Below are 14,697 nucleotides of genomic sequence, written 5' to 3'. Positions count from 1 at the left end.
CAGCCTGCCCGATCACCGGACGCGCGTCTGCGGCGGGCAGGCTGCGCGCAGGCAAGATGGCTCGTGTGACGTGGTTGATCCCCGACGCGCTCATCGTGGCGCTGTCCCCCATGGCGGTCCTGCCGCCGGTGCTGCTCCTGCTGTACTCGGACCGGCCCCGCAGCACCGGCCTGACCTACCTGTGCGGGTGGCTCGCCGGGATGGCGGCCGTCATCAGCGCGGTGGTGCTGGTGTCGCCCGTCGGTCGGTCGCACGCCGCCGCGACCAGTTCCCGGTTGCAGCTCGGCATCGGCATCGTGCTGATCGTGCTCGGTGTCGTCACGTGGCTGCGGCGCGCGCACTACGCGCAGGCGACGGGCTGGCTCACGCGGCTGCAGTCCGCGTCGCCAGTGGTCACGGGTGTCACCGGGCTGGTCTTCGCCGTCGCGAACCCGAAGTTCATCCTGGCGTGCGTCGCCGGCGGCGTGGCCATCGACGCCCTGCTGACCGCGCCCGCCGAAAAGGCCGGTGCCATCGGCTTTTTCGTCGTACTGGCCGGATCCACGACTGCCGCGCCGATCCTCGCGCACCTCGTCGCCTCGCGGTACGCCGACAAGGGCCTGGAGCGGATGCGCCACTGGGTACAGGAACACACCGCCGCGATCACCGCCGTGACGCTCACGGCCGTCGGCTCGCTCCTGGTCGTGGTGGCGTCATTGTGAGATACCTGATGGCCGCGGTACTGCTGGTGGGGCTCACGATGGTCCCCACCGCCGCCGCCGATCAGGTCGCCCGGCTGCGGCCCGTCGTGCTCGAACAGTTCGACCACGACACCGTCGCCTTCACCGAGGGCATGTTCGTCGACGGCGCGACGCTGTACGAGAGCACGGGCCTCGAAGGAAAATCCGAACTGCGTGAGCTCGACGCCGGCACGGGCCGGCTGCGTCGCGCGGTCCCGCTGCCGCCGGCGTATTTCGGCGAGGGCATCGCCGACGCCGGCGCGCATCTGTGGCAGCTGACGTACGAGAACGGCGTCGCCATCGAGTGGGACAAGGCCACGCTGACGATGCTGCGCGAGGTGCCGCTCGACGGTCAGGGCTGGGGCCTGTGCCGCGCGGGCGACCGGCTGATCCGCAGTGACGGGTCCCCGGTTCTGCGCATCCATCGTCTCGGCGACATGCGCGAAACCGGCACCCTGGCGGTGACCTACAACGGAATTCAGGTGTCGGGGCTCAACAGCCTCGACTGCATCGGAAACCGGATCTGGGCCAACGTGTTCCCCACCGACCAGATCATCGAGATCGACGCCACCACGGGCGTCGTCACCGCCGTGGCATACGCCACCGGCCTGCGCGACGCCGCCTGGCAGGGCGACATCGGGGTGCTCAACGGCATCGCGCATCTCGGCGGGGCGAGCGGCAACGGGCAGTTCCTGGTCACGGGCAAGTACTGGCCGGCGGTCTACCGGGTGCGGTTCGAACCGGCGACACCGGCGGAAATTCAGGTGCGCTGACGGCGGCCGGGTGTGACGATCAGCGCCATGCCGAGTTCACTGATCGAGGTCCGCCGTCAGTACAGCCAGTCCGACGAGGTCGCCATCATCGATGCCGTCCACGCTGCACTGGTCGCCGCGTTCCAGATCCCGGTCGGCGACAAGCACGTCCGGCTCCTCGTCCATGAGCCGCACCGGTTTTCGCACGCGCCGCATCTCGCGCATCCCGAGCGGTACACCCTGGTGACCGTCGACTGTTTCGCCGGGCGGTCGGTGGACGCCAAGCGCGCGCTGTACCGCGAGATCACGGGCCGCCTTGCCGCCTTCGACATTCCGGCCGACCACATCACGATCCTGCTCCGCGAGAGCGCGCTCGAGAACTGGGGTATCCGCGGCGGACAGGCCGCCTGCGACGTCGCCCTCGGGTTCGATGTGAATGTCTGATCGCGTATTCACGGCAGCCCCGCGGCGATAGGCTCGGAGAGCTCATCGGAAACCAGCTCAGCAAGGAGCAGTCCATGACTCTCGAAGCAGTTGCGACGTCGTTCGAGCAGAACGTCGCCGACGTGCAGGAGTATTTCGACAGCCCCCGTTTCGACGGCATCACGCGGCTCTACACCGCGCGGCAGGTCGTCGAACAGCGCGGCACCATCCCGTCCGACTATCCGGTGGCCCGGCAGGCCGCCGAAGCGTTCTATCCGCGGCTGCGCGAGCTGTTCGCGCAGAAGAAGAGCATCACGACGTTCGGGCCGTACTCCCCCGGCCAGGCGGTGGTGATGAAGCGGATCGGCATCGAAGGCATCTACCTCGGTGGCTGGGCCACGTCGGCCAAGGGCTCCATCAGTGAGGACCCCGGGCCCGACCTGGCCAGCTACCCGCTGAGCCAGGTGCCCGACGAGGCCGCCGGGCTGGTGCGTGCCCTGCTGACCGCGGACCGCAACCAGCAGTACCTACGCCTGCAGATGACCGAGGAACAGCGCGCGGCCACGCCCGCGATCGACTATCGGCCGTTCATCATCGCCGACGCCGACACCGGTCACGGCGGAGATGCCCACGTACGCAACCTGATTCGCCGTTTTGTCGAGTCGGGCGTCCCCGGCTACCACATCGAGGATCAGCGGCCCGGCACGAAGAAGTGCGGCCACCAGGGTGGCAAGGTGCTCGTGCCCTCGGATGAACAGCTCAAGCGCCTCAACACCGCGCGCTTCCAGCTGGACATGATGGGTGTGCCGGGAATCATCGTGGCGCGCACCGACGCCGAGGCCGCCAACCTCATCGACAGTGCCGCCGACGAGCGCGACCAGCCGTTCCTGCTGGGCGCCACCAATCTCAACATCCCGTCGTACAAGTCCTGTTTCCTGGCGATGGTGCGCCGCTTCCACGACAAGGGTGTCACCGACCTGCGCGGGCACCTGCTCTACGCGTTGCCCGAGGGCCAGTACGCATCCGCCGACGCCTGGCTGGACAGTCACGGCATCGCGGGCCTCATCGACGAGGCGGCCGCCGCCTGGGACCAGACCTCCGGGCAGTCCGTCGACTCGGTGTTCGACAAGGTCGAGTCGAAGTTCGTCGAGGCGTGGCAGGCGGATTCGGGCCTGAACACCTACTGCGAGGCCGTGGCCGAAGTGCTGCAGTTCCGGGCCAAGGAGGGTGAGGCCACCACGGTGAGCCCCGAGGAGTGGCGCAAGTTCGCAGCCCGCGCGTCGCTGTATGCGGCTCGGGAGAAGGCCCGTGAACTGGGCGCCGACGTGGCGTGGGACTGCGAGCTCGCCAAGACCCCCGAGGGCTACTACCAGGTGCGCGGCGGCATCCCGTACGCGATCGCGAAATCCCTTGCGGCCGCGCCGTTCGCGGACATCCTGTGGATGGAGACGAAAACCGCGGACCTGGCCGACGCCCGGGAATTCGCGGAAGCCATCCACGCCGAATTCCCCGACCAGATGCTGGCGTACAACCTGTCGCCGTCGTTCAACTGGGACACCACCGGCATGACCGATGACGAGATGCGGGCGTTCCCAGAGGAACTCGGCAAGATGGGCTTCGTCTTCAACTTCATCACCTACGGCGGCCACCAGGTGGACGGTGTGGCGTGCGAGGAGTTCGCGACGTCCCTGCGACAGGAGGGCATGCTGGCGCTGGCCCGGCTGCAACGCAAGATGCGGCTCGTCGAATCTCCTTACCGCACACCGCAGACGCTCGTCGGCGGGCCGCGCAGCGATGCCGCGCTGGCCGCGTCGTCGGGCCGCACCGCGACCACCAAGGCAATGGGTGCCGGCTCCACGCAACACCAGCACCTCGTCCAGACCGAGGTGCCCAAGAAGCTGCTCGAAGAGTGGCTGGCCATGTGGAGCGACCACTACCAGATCGGAGAGAAGCTGCACGTGCAGCTGCGGCCCCGCCGCGCCGGTTCCGACGTCCTGGATCTGGGTATCTACGGCAGCGGCGACGAGCCCTTGGCCAACGTCGTCGTCGACCCGATCAAGGACCGCTACGGCCGCAACATCCTGACGGTGCGCGACCAGAACACCTTCGCCGAGAAGCTGCGGCAGAAGCGCCTGATGGATCTGATCCATGTCTGGCTGATCCACCGCTTCAAGTCGGAGATCGTCTACTACGTGACGCCGACCGAGGACAACATCTATCAGACCGAGAAGATGAAGTCGCACGGCCTGTTCAGCAACGTCTACCAGGAGGTCGGCGAGATCATCGTCGCCGATGTGAACAAGGCGCGGATCGACGAACTGCTGGCACCGGACCGTGAGGCCCTGGGCCGCTTGATCCGCAAGGAGGACTAGACGGTCTGGTCGCCACGGTTCACGCCTGAGCCGTGGCGACCGCCGGTTCCTCTTCTGCCGCACCGAAGATCGCGATCGCTACCGCACCGGCGACCGCGGTGGCGAAAGCGACCCCGACCAGCCACCCGAGTCCCGGCTTGGCCACATCACCCAACAGCAGGACGCCGACCACGCCGGGAATCACCGTCTCCCCCATGACGAGTGCGGCGGCCACACCGTTCACCGAACCGATCTGCAGTGCGACGGTGAAGAGGTAGAAGCCACCGCCGCCGGCGACCACGACCGCCCACGCCGCCGGGTCGGAGATCAGCACGTCCAACCGGAACGGGTCGAGCCCGTGGACGATCCGGACCGCCACCGCCATGGCGCCGTACAGCACGCCGGCGATCAGCCCGGCCGGAACCGCCGCCTTCTTGCCGAGCACCTGGACGAGTACCACCCCGAAGACGAAGATCAGCACCGCGGCCGCCAGCACGCTCCAGTGCATGTGCCGGCCCGGCACCTCCGTGCCGAGTTCACCGGCGCTGAAGCCCAGGATGCACAGTGCCACAAGGACTATCGCGATCGCAGCCCAGTCCCGCGCGCGCAGCCGCACTCCGAGCACCAGCACACTCAGGACGGCGGTCACCGCGAGATTGGCGCTCATGATGGTCTGCGACAGGAACAGTGGGATCAGCCGCGCCGACACCAGGCTGCCGAGAAATCCCAACCCGTCCAGCAGCATGCCGACCAGGAACAGGGGCGTCAGGATCGCCGTCACGGTCGAGCGCAACGTCGGACCGGTTTCGGCAGCCTCGCCGTCTCGACGTGCGGCACGGGACTGCAGGACCGACGCGGTGCCATAACTGAAACAGGCGACCAGCGCCGCGAGGACGCCGATCAGCATTGCGCGGCTCCGGCTCGGGTGACCCGACGATTGACGGACATCGGCCAATTGTAGGGAGCGCGACCTGACCGGCCCGCCCGCACGAGGTCCGGGGCGTACTCCCCTTGCCCAAATCGAGACCCACTACATACGTCGGGCACAGCTGATCCACAACCTGGCGGCGTTGCATGGGCAAGCCGGAGCTCGATGGCTTCCGCCGACAACCGAGAACGGAGACGATTCACGATGAAACCACCGAAAATGATTGCGGGCCTGGCGGTCGCGGGCTGCCTGACCGCCGGCGCGCTCGCGCTGGGCACCGGTGTCGCCAGCGCCGACTGGGGCCCACCACCACCGCCGCCCGGCCCCGGCTGGGGACCTCCGCCACCGGACCACCACTGGGGACCTCCGCCGCCACCGGCTTGGGGCCCGCCGCCGCCACCGGCATGGGGCCCGCCACCGCCACCGGCTTGGGGCCCGCCACCGCCACCTGGAAACCCACCGGGCACCTGGAACGGCGGCTGGGAACCGGACGGCGGAGTGTGCTTGTTCGGCGCCTGCATCTAGGCGGTGCAGTCGGCTGCGGAAACCGAAAGCCACCACCTAAGGCGAGCACAGGCCATACATAGGTTGACTAACGATAATGGCTACAGACCGAGAAACAGCGAGCGCCGCAACGTTGTTGCAGCAATCGATTGAGTCGAGGAGTGGAGTAGATCATGAAATCGATAAAACTCATTGTTGGTTTGGCTCTCGCCAGCGGCGTTGCCGCCGGAGCCGTCGGACTGGGCGCGGGTGCCGCGAGTGCGGATACCGGCATGGCCCCGGTCCCGGCGCGCTGGGGTCACGGCCCAGGCTGGAACGGTCCGGGACCCGGACCCGGCTGGGGTCCGCCGCCGCCGCCCGCTTGGGGCTGGAACCCGCCGGGCACCTGGAACGGCGGCTGGGAGCCCGACGGCGGATTCTGCATCTTCGGCGCCTGCATCTAGCTCAGTCCGATTGCGGACGCGGCGCGGGCAGCTCCAGCAGGAGCCTCGCGCCGCCGAGCGGACTCTGCGTCAAAGACGCTGTGCCACCGTGCAGTTCGGCCTGCTGAGCCACCAATGCCAGACCGAGACCCGAACCCGAATGTGACGCGGTGGATCCTCGCGCGAAGCGATGGAACACCGCGTCACGCTCGTGTTCCGGTACGCCGGTGCCATTGTCGTCGATGGCGATCTGCACCCCGTCGTGCGAGCTGACGGCGGACAACTGCACCCGCGTCGCGCCACCGTGCTTGACGGCGTTGGCGATTGCGTTGTCGACGACCAGCCGGAGCCCGACGGGCAGCCCCAGCATCAGCACCGTCGGGGACGGCACGAGAGCGACGTTGAGGTCGGGGTACACCCGCACCGCGTCGTGGGCGGCGCGGTCGAGCAGCTCGGTGATGTCGACGGGCACCAGATCGTCAGCCGTGGTGAGTTCGCCCTGCGCGAGCCGTTCCAGCGCCGTCAGCGTCGCCTCGATGCGGCTCTGCGTGCGCATGACGTCGCCGATCACCTCGGCGCGCTGCTCCGCCCCGAGGTCCAGCGTGGACAGCACCTCGAGGTTGGTGCGCATGGCGGTCAGCGGGGTGCGCAATTCGTGCGATGCCACCGACGCGAAGTCGCGGGCCGATTCCAGCGCGGCCTTGGTGCGCTCCTGCTCCTCGCCGATGCGCGCCAGCATGCCCTCGACCGCCTCGGCGATCTCCACGGCCTCCGAGACGCCCCGCACGTGGACTTCTTCGGGCTTCGACTGGGAATTGATCTGCCGGGCCTGCTGGGCGAGCTTGCGGAACGGGTTGATCATCACGAACCACATCGAGCCGCCGACCACGAACGTGCCGACGATGATGCCGCTACAGATGGCCAGAATGCGGATGTGCAGGTTGCGAATCTGCCGCTGTGCCTCCGACAGCGGTGCGCCGAGCGCGATCGACGCCGAACCCGTGGTGACGGTGCGGACCCGGTACTCGACGCCATTGATCGTGGTGGTGGCATACCCGGCCTCGAACTGCGGCAGCACGATCTCCGGCGGCATCGAGACCGTGGCGGCGCCGATGCGGACGGTCTGGACCAGTGAACCCTCGGACTGCGGCGTGCCGGTGGGGTTCTGCCGGGCGATGCTCAGGAGGGTATTGACGTCGGGCAGGCTGCTCAGCGAGTCCAGCCGCCGATCGAGCTGGCTGTACTGGTCGTTGGTGACACCGATCCACACCCAGGTTCCGATGATCAGCACCGTCGCGACCACCGACAACGCGGCGACGACGACGATGGCTCGCAACGACAAAGCCGGTATCGGTAATCGCAGCTGCACCAAGTCATCATGCCCGATGCAGAAAAGCGGACGGGGCGCGTGCCCCTGGCACACGCCCCGTCCGTCGAAGAGCTGGCACTACTTGGCGGCGGCCAGCGCTGCGTCGTAGTCCGGTTCCTGGGCGATCTCGGGCACCAGTTCGGTGTACGCGACGTTGCCGTCGGCGCCGATCACCACGATGGCGCGGGCAAGCAGGCCGGCCATGGGGCCGTCGGCGATCGTCACGCCGTAGTCCTCACCGAAGCTGTCGCGGAACGCCGACGCGGTGGTGACGTTCTCGATGCCCTCGGCACCGCAGAAGCGCTTCTGCGCGAACGGCAGGTCCTTGGACACGTTCACGACGGTGGCGCCGTCGGCCGCCGCCCGCTCGTTGAAGGTCCGCACGCTGGTGGCACACACCGGGGTGTCGACCGACGGAAAGATGTTGAACACCACGGACTTACCGCTGAACTGGTCGTTGGTCACCGGACCCAGGTCGGCTCCGGTCAGGGCGAATGCCGGGGCCGCGGACCCGACAGCGGGCAGCTCGCCGACGGTGTTGATGGGGTTTCCACGCAGGGTTATCTGTGCCATACCCGACAGTCTGTCAAGACTGCGTCACGCCCGCAGCGCTGGGGTGCTGCTGCGGCCGCTACTGCCACTCGATGATGCGGCTCAGGTACGGGTCCATGCCATTGGTGCGCACCGGGCCCACTGTCACCGAGGGCTCGGTGCCCTCGATCATCTGGCCGTTGCCGACGAACAGCGCGACGCTCTGCGAGCCGGCCGGCCCGTAGAACAGCAGGTCGCCCGGCAGGGCCTGGTCCGCGGTGATCTTGCGGCCGACCTTGTACTGCTCGCCTGACGACCGCGGCAGCTTGATGCCGACGCCGGCGAACGCGTACTGAACGAGGCCGGAGGCGTCGAAGCCCGGGGTGGTCGGCGCCGGCGTGATGGCGCTCGCGGTCGGCGACGGGCCGAACAGACCCGACAGGCCCGGGATGAGCGTGTTGGTCTGCGGCGCTGCCGCCGGCTGCGCGACACCCATCGGCTGCAGGCCGACCTGAGGCGCCGGCTGGGCCACCGGGGCGGCCGCGGTCGTGACGCTGGCCGGCGGCAGGCTGGGGCCGTTGGCGTTGCCGCCGCCGTAGACGAACGGCACCCCGCGCTGCGACAGCGCGCGCTGGATGACGAAGTCGATCGCCTGTCGGTGGGTGCCGCCGGTCCAGGTGCTGTCGGCCGACGCGAGGGGCGCCGACGCCAGCGGAGCTGCCACCGCCATGGGCGCCGCCAGCAGTGCCGCGCTCGCCACCGTCACAATGATCCGCCGCATCTCGGCCACCTCTCGTCGTGCGCCACCGGCACACGACGCTGCGTGGTCTACGCAGGGGTCGTGACCCCGGTGGTCCCTCTCGCCACAAATTTCACTAACGTCACTTTTACCCCACGCGCGCGTCTTATCCCACATAAATGCAGGTCAGCGCGCGATCTTTATCGAAAATGTGATCGAAAGGTGATCCAGGGCGGCCAAATTCGGCGCTGCCGGTGACCCGCACCACTCCCGGTCGAAGGCGCCGGGCGGCACCTCTAGGCTTGCGCCATGGCAGCGATTCTGACGGTGAATCTGGCGGTCCCTCGACCCAGCCCCGACAAGGATCAGCTGAGCACCGGAATCGACAAGCGCCCGACGTCCGAGCCGGTACCGGTCCGCGCCCCCGGGCCCATGCAGGGCGGCCTCGGCAGCGGTCTGGTCGGCGACACCATCGGCGACCAGCAGTTCCACGGCGGTGACGACCAGGCGGTGTACGCCTATGCCCGCGAAGACCTCGATGACTGGCAGGTGCGCCTCGACCGCGAGCTGGCCAACGGCTCGTTCGGCGAGAACCTCACCACCGCGGGGCTCGAGGTGAACAACGCCCTCATCGGCGAGCGCTGGCAGATCGGCGACGGCGGCCCGCTCCTGGAAGTGAGCCGGCCCCGCATCCCGTGCCGCACCTTTGCCGAGTGGCTCGAAATCCGTGGCTGGGTCAAGACTTTCACCACACGGGCCGTGCCCGGCGCCTACCTGCGGGTCGTGACGCCCGGAGTGCTCCGTGCCGGGGCGTCGATCACGGTGGTCTCCCGCCCGCCGCACGACGTCACCGTCGCGATGGTGTTCCGCGCCCTGACCCTCGAACCGGACCTGCTACCGCGGTTGCTTCCGGCCGACGCGCTGCCCGAGGCCATCAAGGACCGGGTCCACCAGCGGGCGAACCAGCACTAGTCACGCAGCACGGCAGCCGCCGCGAGTCCGGCGACGACCTGCAGCCCCACGATGACGGCCGCCACGGCCGCCCACCCGGCGGTGTCGAAGGCGATACCGCCGACCCACCCGATGACACTCGACCCGGCGTAGTACGCCAGGTTGTACAGCGAGCCGGCCTGCGCCTTGCCCACCGTGGCCAACTGGCCGGTCCAGCCCGAGGCCGTGGCGTGCGCGCCGAAGAACCCGGCGGTGGCGACCAGCAGACCGGCGAGGACCGCGAAGACGTTGTGGCTCAAGGTGATCACCACACCGATCCCCATCACCGCGACACTGCCCAGCAGGACCGGGCGCCTGCCGTACCGGCTGGCCGCGGCGCCGGCCCACGCCGACGCCCAGGTGCCCGCCAGGTAGGCGACGAACACCAGGCTGACGACGGTCTGCGGCAAGCTGAACGGCGCTGCGCTCAGCCGGAAGCCGAGGAAGTTGTACATCGCGACGAACCCGCCCATGAGCAGGAAGCCCTGCAGGTAGAGCACCAGTTGCCTGGGGTTGCGTAGGTTGGCGGCGAGCCGGTGCGCCAGAGAGCCCTCGGTTTCCTCGTCGGCCGGGACGAAGCCCTGAGGTTCGGGAGCCAGCCGCATGAAGCCGACAGCTGCTGCGCTGCAGAGCAATCCGACGACGAACATGGCCCACCGCCAGTCGGTGAACTCGGCCACCGGAGCGGCCACCAGGCGGCCGAGCAGACCGCCGATGGTGGTGCCGGCCACGTAGGTGCCCGCGGCCCGGGCGGCGTGGCCGGCCTCGATCTCCTCGGTCAGGTAGGCCACCGCGATGGCAGGCACTCCCCCGAGCGCCAACCCTTCGGCGAATCGTCCGGCCAGCAGCAGCTGGAATGTCGGCGCGAACGGCACCAGCAGCGCCAAACCCGTTGCCACACAGACCGAGTAGGACATTGCGCGCACCCGGCCGATGCGGTCGGCGAGCGTCGACCAGCCGATGACACCGAGCGCCAGACCGATCGTCGACGCCGACACCATGAGCGCGGAAGCCGCCGCGCCGGTATTCAGGCTGCGCGCGATCAGCGGCAACACCGCCTGCGGCGAGTACAGCTGCGCGAACGTCGCCACGCCTGCGCAGAACAGCGCACCGAGCAGTCTGCGGTACTCCGTGGAACCGCGCACATGGCCGGTCCAGACGGGCGCATCAACAGTCACGAACGCAGGCTAGGAACGCCCGAGTTCATGTGTCCAATACATTAGTTTGGGTAAATTCATGCGTTTCGTGCATCAGATGCCGTCGTGCTCACCAGCTCGGCGAATCGTGCTGCGGCAGGGGATAATTCGCGACCCTTGACCCACGCCATGCCGATCTCGCGCTTGACCCGGGTATCGGACAATGGGATGTAGATCACCGCCGGATCACCGCGACCGGGCCGCGGCACGGGTACCACGGCGACGCCGAATCCCGCCGCGACCAAGCCTTCCATCGTCGGAATCTCCATGGCTTCGAACGCGATCTCGGGCGTGATGCCGCTCTCGGCCCACACCTGATCCGTCAGCTGACGCAGCCCGAAATCCGCCCCGAGTGCGATGAAGGTCTCGTCGGCCACCTCGCTCAGGCGCACGCGGACACGGCCCACCAATCGGTGGTCGGCGGGCACCGCCAGGCACAACCGTTCGACGTACAGCACGCGCCAGATGCACGGGACCTGCGTCGGCCGCGGCGACGTGATCGCGACGTCGGCCTGCCCGGTACGCAGCCGCTCCGCGATGTCGTGCGCCGCACCCTGGAACAGCTCGAAGCGCACCGCCGGGGCCAGCGCCCGGAACTGCCGAAGCACCTCCGGCACAAACCAATTCGCGGCCGAATGCAGAAAAGCCAACCGGACCAGGCCGCTGTCCGGATCCAGCAGTGCCGCGATGCGGCTCTGTGCCGCATCCATTTCCGCAATGCCGCGGCGGGCGTGTTCGAGCATGATCTGCCCGTACCCGTTTAGTCGGAGCCGACGGCCGGTGCGGTCGAAAAGCGGTGTGCCGACCTGGTTTTCCAGCCGGGCCAGGGCCCGGGACAGGGTCGGCTGTGCGACGCCCAACTCCGCGGCGGCATCGGTGACATGCTCGGCCTCAGCCAGGACGACGAACCAGCGGAGTTCGTCGAGGAGCACGAAAAGCACAGTACCCCGTGAGCCCGAAGGCCCACGGGGTACTGAGTCAGGTTCCGACTAGATGTCGAACCGGTCGGCGTTCATCACCTTGGTCCACGCCGCGACGAAGTCCTTGACGAACTTCTCCTTGGCGTCGTCCTCGGCGTACACCTCGGCCAGCGCCCGCAGCTGCGAGTTCGAGCCGAACAGCAGGTCGACGCGGCTGGCGGTCCACTTCGGCGCGCCGCTGGCGCGGTCGGTGCCGACGTAGGTGCCGTCGTCGTCCGACGACGGGGCCCACTTGGTGGACATGTCGAGCAGGTTGACGAAGAAGTCCGTCGTCAACGCCCCCGGCTTGTCGGTGAACACGCCGAGCTTGGTGCCGCCGTAGTTCACATCCAGGACCCGCAGACCGCCGATCAGCACCGTCAGCTCCGGACCGGACAGACCGAGGAGGTTGGCCTTGTCGATGATCCGGTATTCGGGCAGCAGCGGATCGCCCTTGCCGACGTGGTTGCGGAAGCCGTCGGACAGTGTCTCCAGCCAGGCGAACGACTCCTCATCGGTGCTGTCCTGGGTGGCATCGCCGCGGCCCGAGGTGAACGGCACCGCGACATCGAAACCGGCGTCCTTGATTGCCTTTTCGAGGCCGACGACACCGCCGAGGACAACGAGGTCGGCGAACGACGCCGCCACACCGGCCGAGGCCTGGATCTCTTCGAGCTTCGCGATCACCGGCCGCAGTTCGTCGGGCTCATTGGCCTCCCAGCCCACCTGCGGCTGCAGCCGGATCCGGCCGCCGTTGGCCCCACCGCGCAAGTCGCTGGAGCGGAACGACGAGGCCGCCTTCCACGCCGTCGAAACCAATTGCTGCACCGTCAGACCCGAGCCGGCGATGGCGGCCTTGAGGGTGGCGACATCGGCATCCGAGAGCGGGGTGCCGGCCGGAATGACGTCCTGCCAGATCCACGTCTGCTTGGGCACCAGCGGCCCGAGGTAGCGGTTGACCGGGCCCAGGTCACGGTGCAGGAGCTTGAACCACGCCTTGGCGTATTCCTCGGCGAGCTCCTCCGGGTGATCCAGCCAGCGGCGGGTGATCTCGCCGTAGACCGGATCGAACCGCATCGACAGGTCGGTGGTCAGCATCGACGGGTGGGTCTTCCCGGTGCCCTGTGCCATCGGTACCGAGTTGGCCCAGCCGCCGTCCTTGGGCTTCCACTGGTTGGCGCCCTGCGGACTCTTGGTCAGCTCCCACTCGTTGCCGTAGAGGATCTCCAGGAACGAGTTGTCCCACTTGGTCGGGGTGTGGGTCCACGTGACCTCGAGGCCGCTGCTGACGGTCTCGTTGCCGACGCCGGGGTTGGCCCAGCCGAGGCCCAGCTGCTCGAGCGGGGCGGCCTCGGGCTCCACGCCGTTCTCGATGTCGGTGGCGCCGTGGGCCTTACCGAAGGTGTGGCCACCGACGATCAGGGCCGCGGTCTCGACATCGTTCATCGCCATGCGGCCGAAGGTCTCGCGGATGTCGATGGCGGCGGCCAGGTAATCCGGATTGCCTTCGGGGCCTTCGGGATTGACGTAGATCAGACCCATGTGGCTGGCTGCGAGCGGATTCTCCAGCTTGGTGCGGTCACCCTTGCCGCCGGCGTAGCGGTCCTGCGACCCCAGCCACTCGTGCTCGGCGCCCCAGTAGACGTCCTCCTCGGGCTCCCAGTAGTCGGGACGGCCGAAGGCGAAGCCGGCGGTCTTGAAGCCCATGTGCTCCATGGCGCGGTTGCCGGCGTAGACGATCAGGTCGGACCACGAGATCTTCTTGCCGTACTTCTTCTTCAGCGGCCACAGCAGGCGGCGCGCCTTGTCCAGGCTGACGTTGTCGGGCCAGCTGTTGAGCGGGGCGAAACGCTGCATGCCGCGTCCGCCGCCGCCGCGACCGTCCTGCACGCGGTAGGTACCCGCGGCGTGCCACGACATCCGGATGAAAAACGGCCCATAGTGGCCGAAGTCCGCGGGCCACCAGTCCTGCGAGTTGGTCAGCAGCTCGTCGAAATCGCGCTCGAAGGCCTCGAAGTCGAGGGTCTGCACGGCTTCGCGGTAGTCGAAGCCCTCATCGAGCGGATTGATCGCCGGGGGGTTCTTCTGCAAAATCTTGAGGTTGACGGCGTTGGGCCACCAGTCCCGGTTGCTACCTCCCTCGACAGGCGGCTTGATGCGCATCGGGCAACCGCTTTCGGCGGGCTCGGTCTGTGCTTCTCCGATCGGAGGGTGAGTTTCCTCAGGCACTGCACTTCCTTTCGAGGGTGGTGAATTGTGCTGCGATCACGGATGTGATCGTGAAGTTGTGGCTGCCGCGCAGTCGGGGCACATGCCCCAATAGATGACCTCGGCCTCGTCGACGACGAAACCGTCGAGCACGCCGTGAGTGTCCGACGGGGTCAGGCAGGGCGCTTCCCCGGTGGCACAGTCGATGTCGGCGATGGCGCCGCACGAACGGCACACGACGTGGTGGTGGTTGTCCCCCACGCGCGTCTCGTACCGGGCCACCGAACCCGAGGGCTGGATTCGGCGGATCAGCCCGGCGGTGGTCAGTGCGGCCAGTACGTCGTAGACCGCCTGGCGGGAGACGTCGGGCAGGATCGCGCGGACCGCGTCGAAGACGCTTTCGGTGTCGGCATGCGGACGTCCCGCCACCACCTCCAGGACCGCGAGGCGGGGCCGTGTCACACGGAGATCTGCGGAACGCAGCTGCTCCGTGTAGTCGGTCGTCACGTGTTCACTTCTACGCGCTTTTTTGGACTGAGTCAAGACTTGGGAGTGATGTGTGTCACGCGAATTTGCGGCGGGAAACCGGCGACGATGCCTTTGGCA

The 14,697-nt window shown here is 68.2% G+C and carries 15 protein-coding genes; 7 read left to right on the top strand and 8 right to left on the bottom strand.

Annotation, left to right across the window (positions count from 1 at the left end; translation table 11 throughout):
- The first annotated feature begins 65 nt into the window (after positions 1-65).
- From BR47_RS0105325 to aceA, 4 genes are all read left to right on the top strand, one after another.
- Entirely contained in the window at positions 66-701 is a 636-nt protein-coding gene (locus tag BR47_RS0105325) for a GAP family protein (protein ID WP_020100260.1), read from the top strand.
- Between the two features lie 8 nt (positions 702-709).
- Positions 710-1,492 (top strand): glutaminyl-peptide cyclotransferase, encoded by a 783-nt coding sequence (locus BR47_RS0105320; RefSeq protein ID WP_231506658.1) that lies wholly within the window; start codon positions 710-712, stop codon positions 1,490-1,492.
- Positions 1,493-1,519: 27 nt separating this feature from the next.
- Positions 1,520-1,915 carry a tautomerase family protein gene (locus BR47_RS0105315; protein WP_029104939.1) on the top strand — a complete coding sequence of 132 codons (396 nt, stop codon included), beginning with the start codon at positions 1,520-1,522 and terminating at the stop codon, positions 1,913-1,915.
- Positions 1,916-1,989: 74 nt separating this feature from the next.
- A complete protein-coding gene (gene aceA / locus BR47_RS0105310; protein ID WP_029118829.1) occupies positions 1,990-4,266 on the top strand; it encodes an isocitrate lyase ICL2 in 2,277 nt (758 codons plus the stop codon).
- Positions 4,267-4,285: 19 nt separating this feature from the next.
- On the opposite strand, the gene BR47_RS0105305 is transcribed toward aceA, so the two are convergent.
- Positions 4,286-5,152, bottom strand: a complete 867-nt coding sequence (locus BR47_RS0105305; protein ID WP_020100256.1) for a DMT family transporter — start codon at positions 5,150-5,152, stop codon at positions 4,286-4,288.
- A gap of 225 nt (positions 5,153-5,377) precedes the next feature.
- Between BR47_RS0105305 and BR47_RS32435 the strand changes: the two genes are divergently transcribed.
- Together BR47_RS32435 and BR47_RS0105300 are read left to right on the top strand one after the other, a co-directional pair.
- Entirely contained in the window at positions 5,378-5,698 is a 321-nt protein-coding gene (locus BR47_RS32435; protein WP_090562452.1) for a hypothetical protein, read from the top strand.
- Between the two features lie 152 nt (positions 5,699-5,850).
- Positions 5,851-6,120: a hypothetical protein gene (locus BR47_RS0105300; protein ID WP_036426720.1), complete on the top strand. Its 270-nt coding sequence runs from the start codon at positions 5,851-5,853 to the stop codon at positions 6,118-6,120.
- 1 nt (position 6,121) lies between these two features.
- Here the strand turns inward: BR47_RS0105300 and BR47_RS0105295 are convergent, their stop codons facing one another.
- The 3 genes from BR47_RS0105295 to ripD all read right to left on the bottom strand — a co-directional run bounded on the left by BR47_RS0105295 (position 6,122) and on the right by ripD (position 8,780).
- Positions 6,122-7,468, bottom strand: coding sequence for a sensor histidine kinase (locus BR47_RS0105295; protein WP_231506657.1), 1,347 nt, complete (start codon positions 7,466-7,468; stop codon positions 6,122-6,124).
- Positions 7,469-7,546: 78 nt separating this feature from the next.
- On the bottom strand, positions 7,547-8,041 hold the full coding sequence (gene tpx / locus BR47_RS0105290) for a thiol peroxidase (protein ID WP_029118826.1): 495 nt from the start codon (positions 8,039-8,041) through the stop codon (positions 7,547-7,549).
- Between the two features lie 58 nt (positions 8,042-8,099).
- A complete protein-coding gene (gene ripD, locus BR47_RS0105285; RefSeq protein ID WP_029118825.1) occupies positions 8,100-8,780 on the bottom strand; it encodes an NlpC/P60 family peptidoglycan-binding protein RipD in 681 nt (226 codons plus the stop codon).
- A gap of 267 nt (positions 8,781-9,047) precedes the next feature.
- Between ripD and BR47_RS0105280 the strand changes: the two genes are divergently transcribed.
- On the top strand, positions 9,048-9,710 hold the full coding sequence (locus BR47_RS0105280) for an MOSC domain-containing protein (RefSeq protein ID WP_029118824.1): 663 nt from the start codon (positions 9,048-9,050) through the stop codon (positions 9,708-9,710).
- Here BR47_RS0105280 and BR47_RS0105275 read toward each other — a convergent pair.
- Genes BR47_RS0105275 through BR47_RS0105260 form a run of 4 tightly spaced genes read right to left on the bottom strand, consistent with a single transcriptional unit; the run spans position 9,707 to position 14,598 of the window.
- Positions 9,707-10,906: an MFS transporter gene (locus tag BR47_RS0105275; RefSeq protein WP_029118823.1), complete on the bottom strand. Its 1,200-nt coding sequence runs from the start codon at positions 10,904-10,906 to the stop codon at positions 9,707-9,709. The two genes, BR47_RS0105280 and BR47_RS0105275, sit on opposite strands and share 4 nt — an antisense overlap.
- A gap of 56 nt (positions 10,907-10,962) precedes the next feature.
- The gene (locus BR47_RS0105270) at positions 10,963-11,856 is read right to left on the bottom strand and encodes a LysR family transcriptional regulator (RefSeq protein ID WP_029118822.1); all 894 of its coding nucleotides are present in this window, start codon (positions 11,854-11,856) and stop codon (positions 10,963-10,965) included.
- A gap of 57 nt (positions 11,857-11,913) precedes the next feature.
- Positions 11,914-14,112 carry a catalase/peroxidase HPI gene (gene katG / locus BR47_RS0105265; RefSeq protein ID WP_029104934.1) on the bottom strand — a complete coding sequence of 733 codons (2,199 nt, stop codon included), beginning with the start codon at positions 14,110-14,112 and terminating at the stop codon, positions 11,914-11,916.
- 36 nt (positions 14,113-14,148) lie between these two features.
- Positions 14,149-14,598 carry a Fur family transcriptional regulator gene (locus BR47_RS0105260; RefSeq protein WP_020100248.1) on the bottom strand — a complete coding sequence of 150 codons (450 nt, stop codon included), beginning with the start codon at positions 14,596-14,598 and terminating at the stop codon, positions 14,149-14,151.
- Positions 14,599-14,697 lie beyond the last annotated feature (99 nt).

It is taken from the genome of Mycobacterium sp. UNC410CL29Cvi84 (genome assembly GCF_000686745.1).
Lineage (GTDB): Bacteria > Actinomycetota > Actinomycetes > Mycobacteriales > Mycobacteriaceae > Mycobacterium > Mycobacterium mucogenicum_B.
Note: the sequence above shows the minus strand (reverse complement) of the source record. Positions and strands in the feature narration are given on the sequence as shown.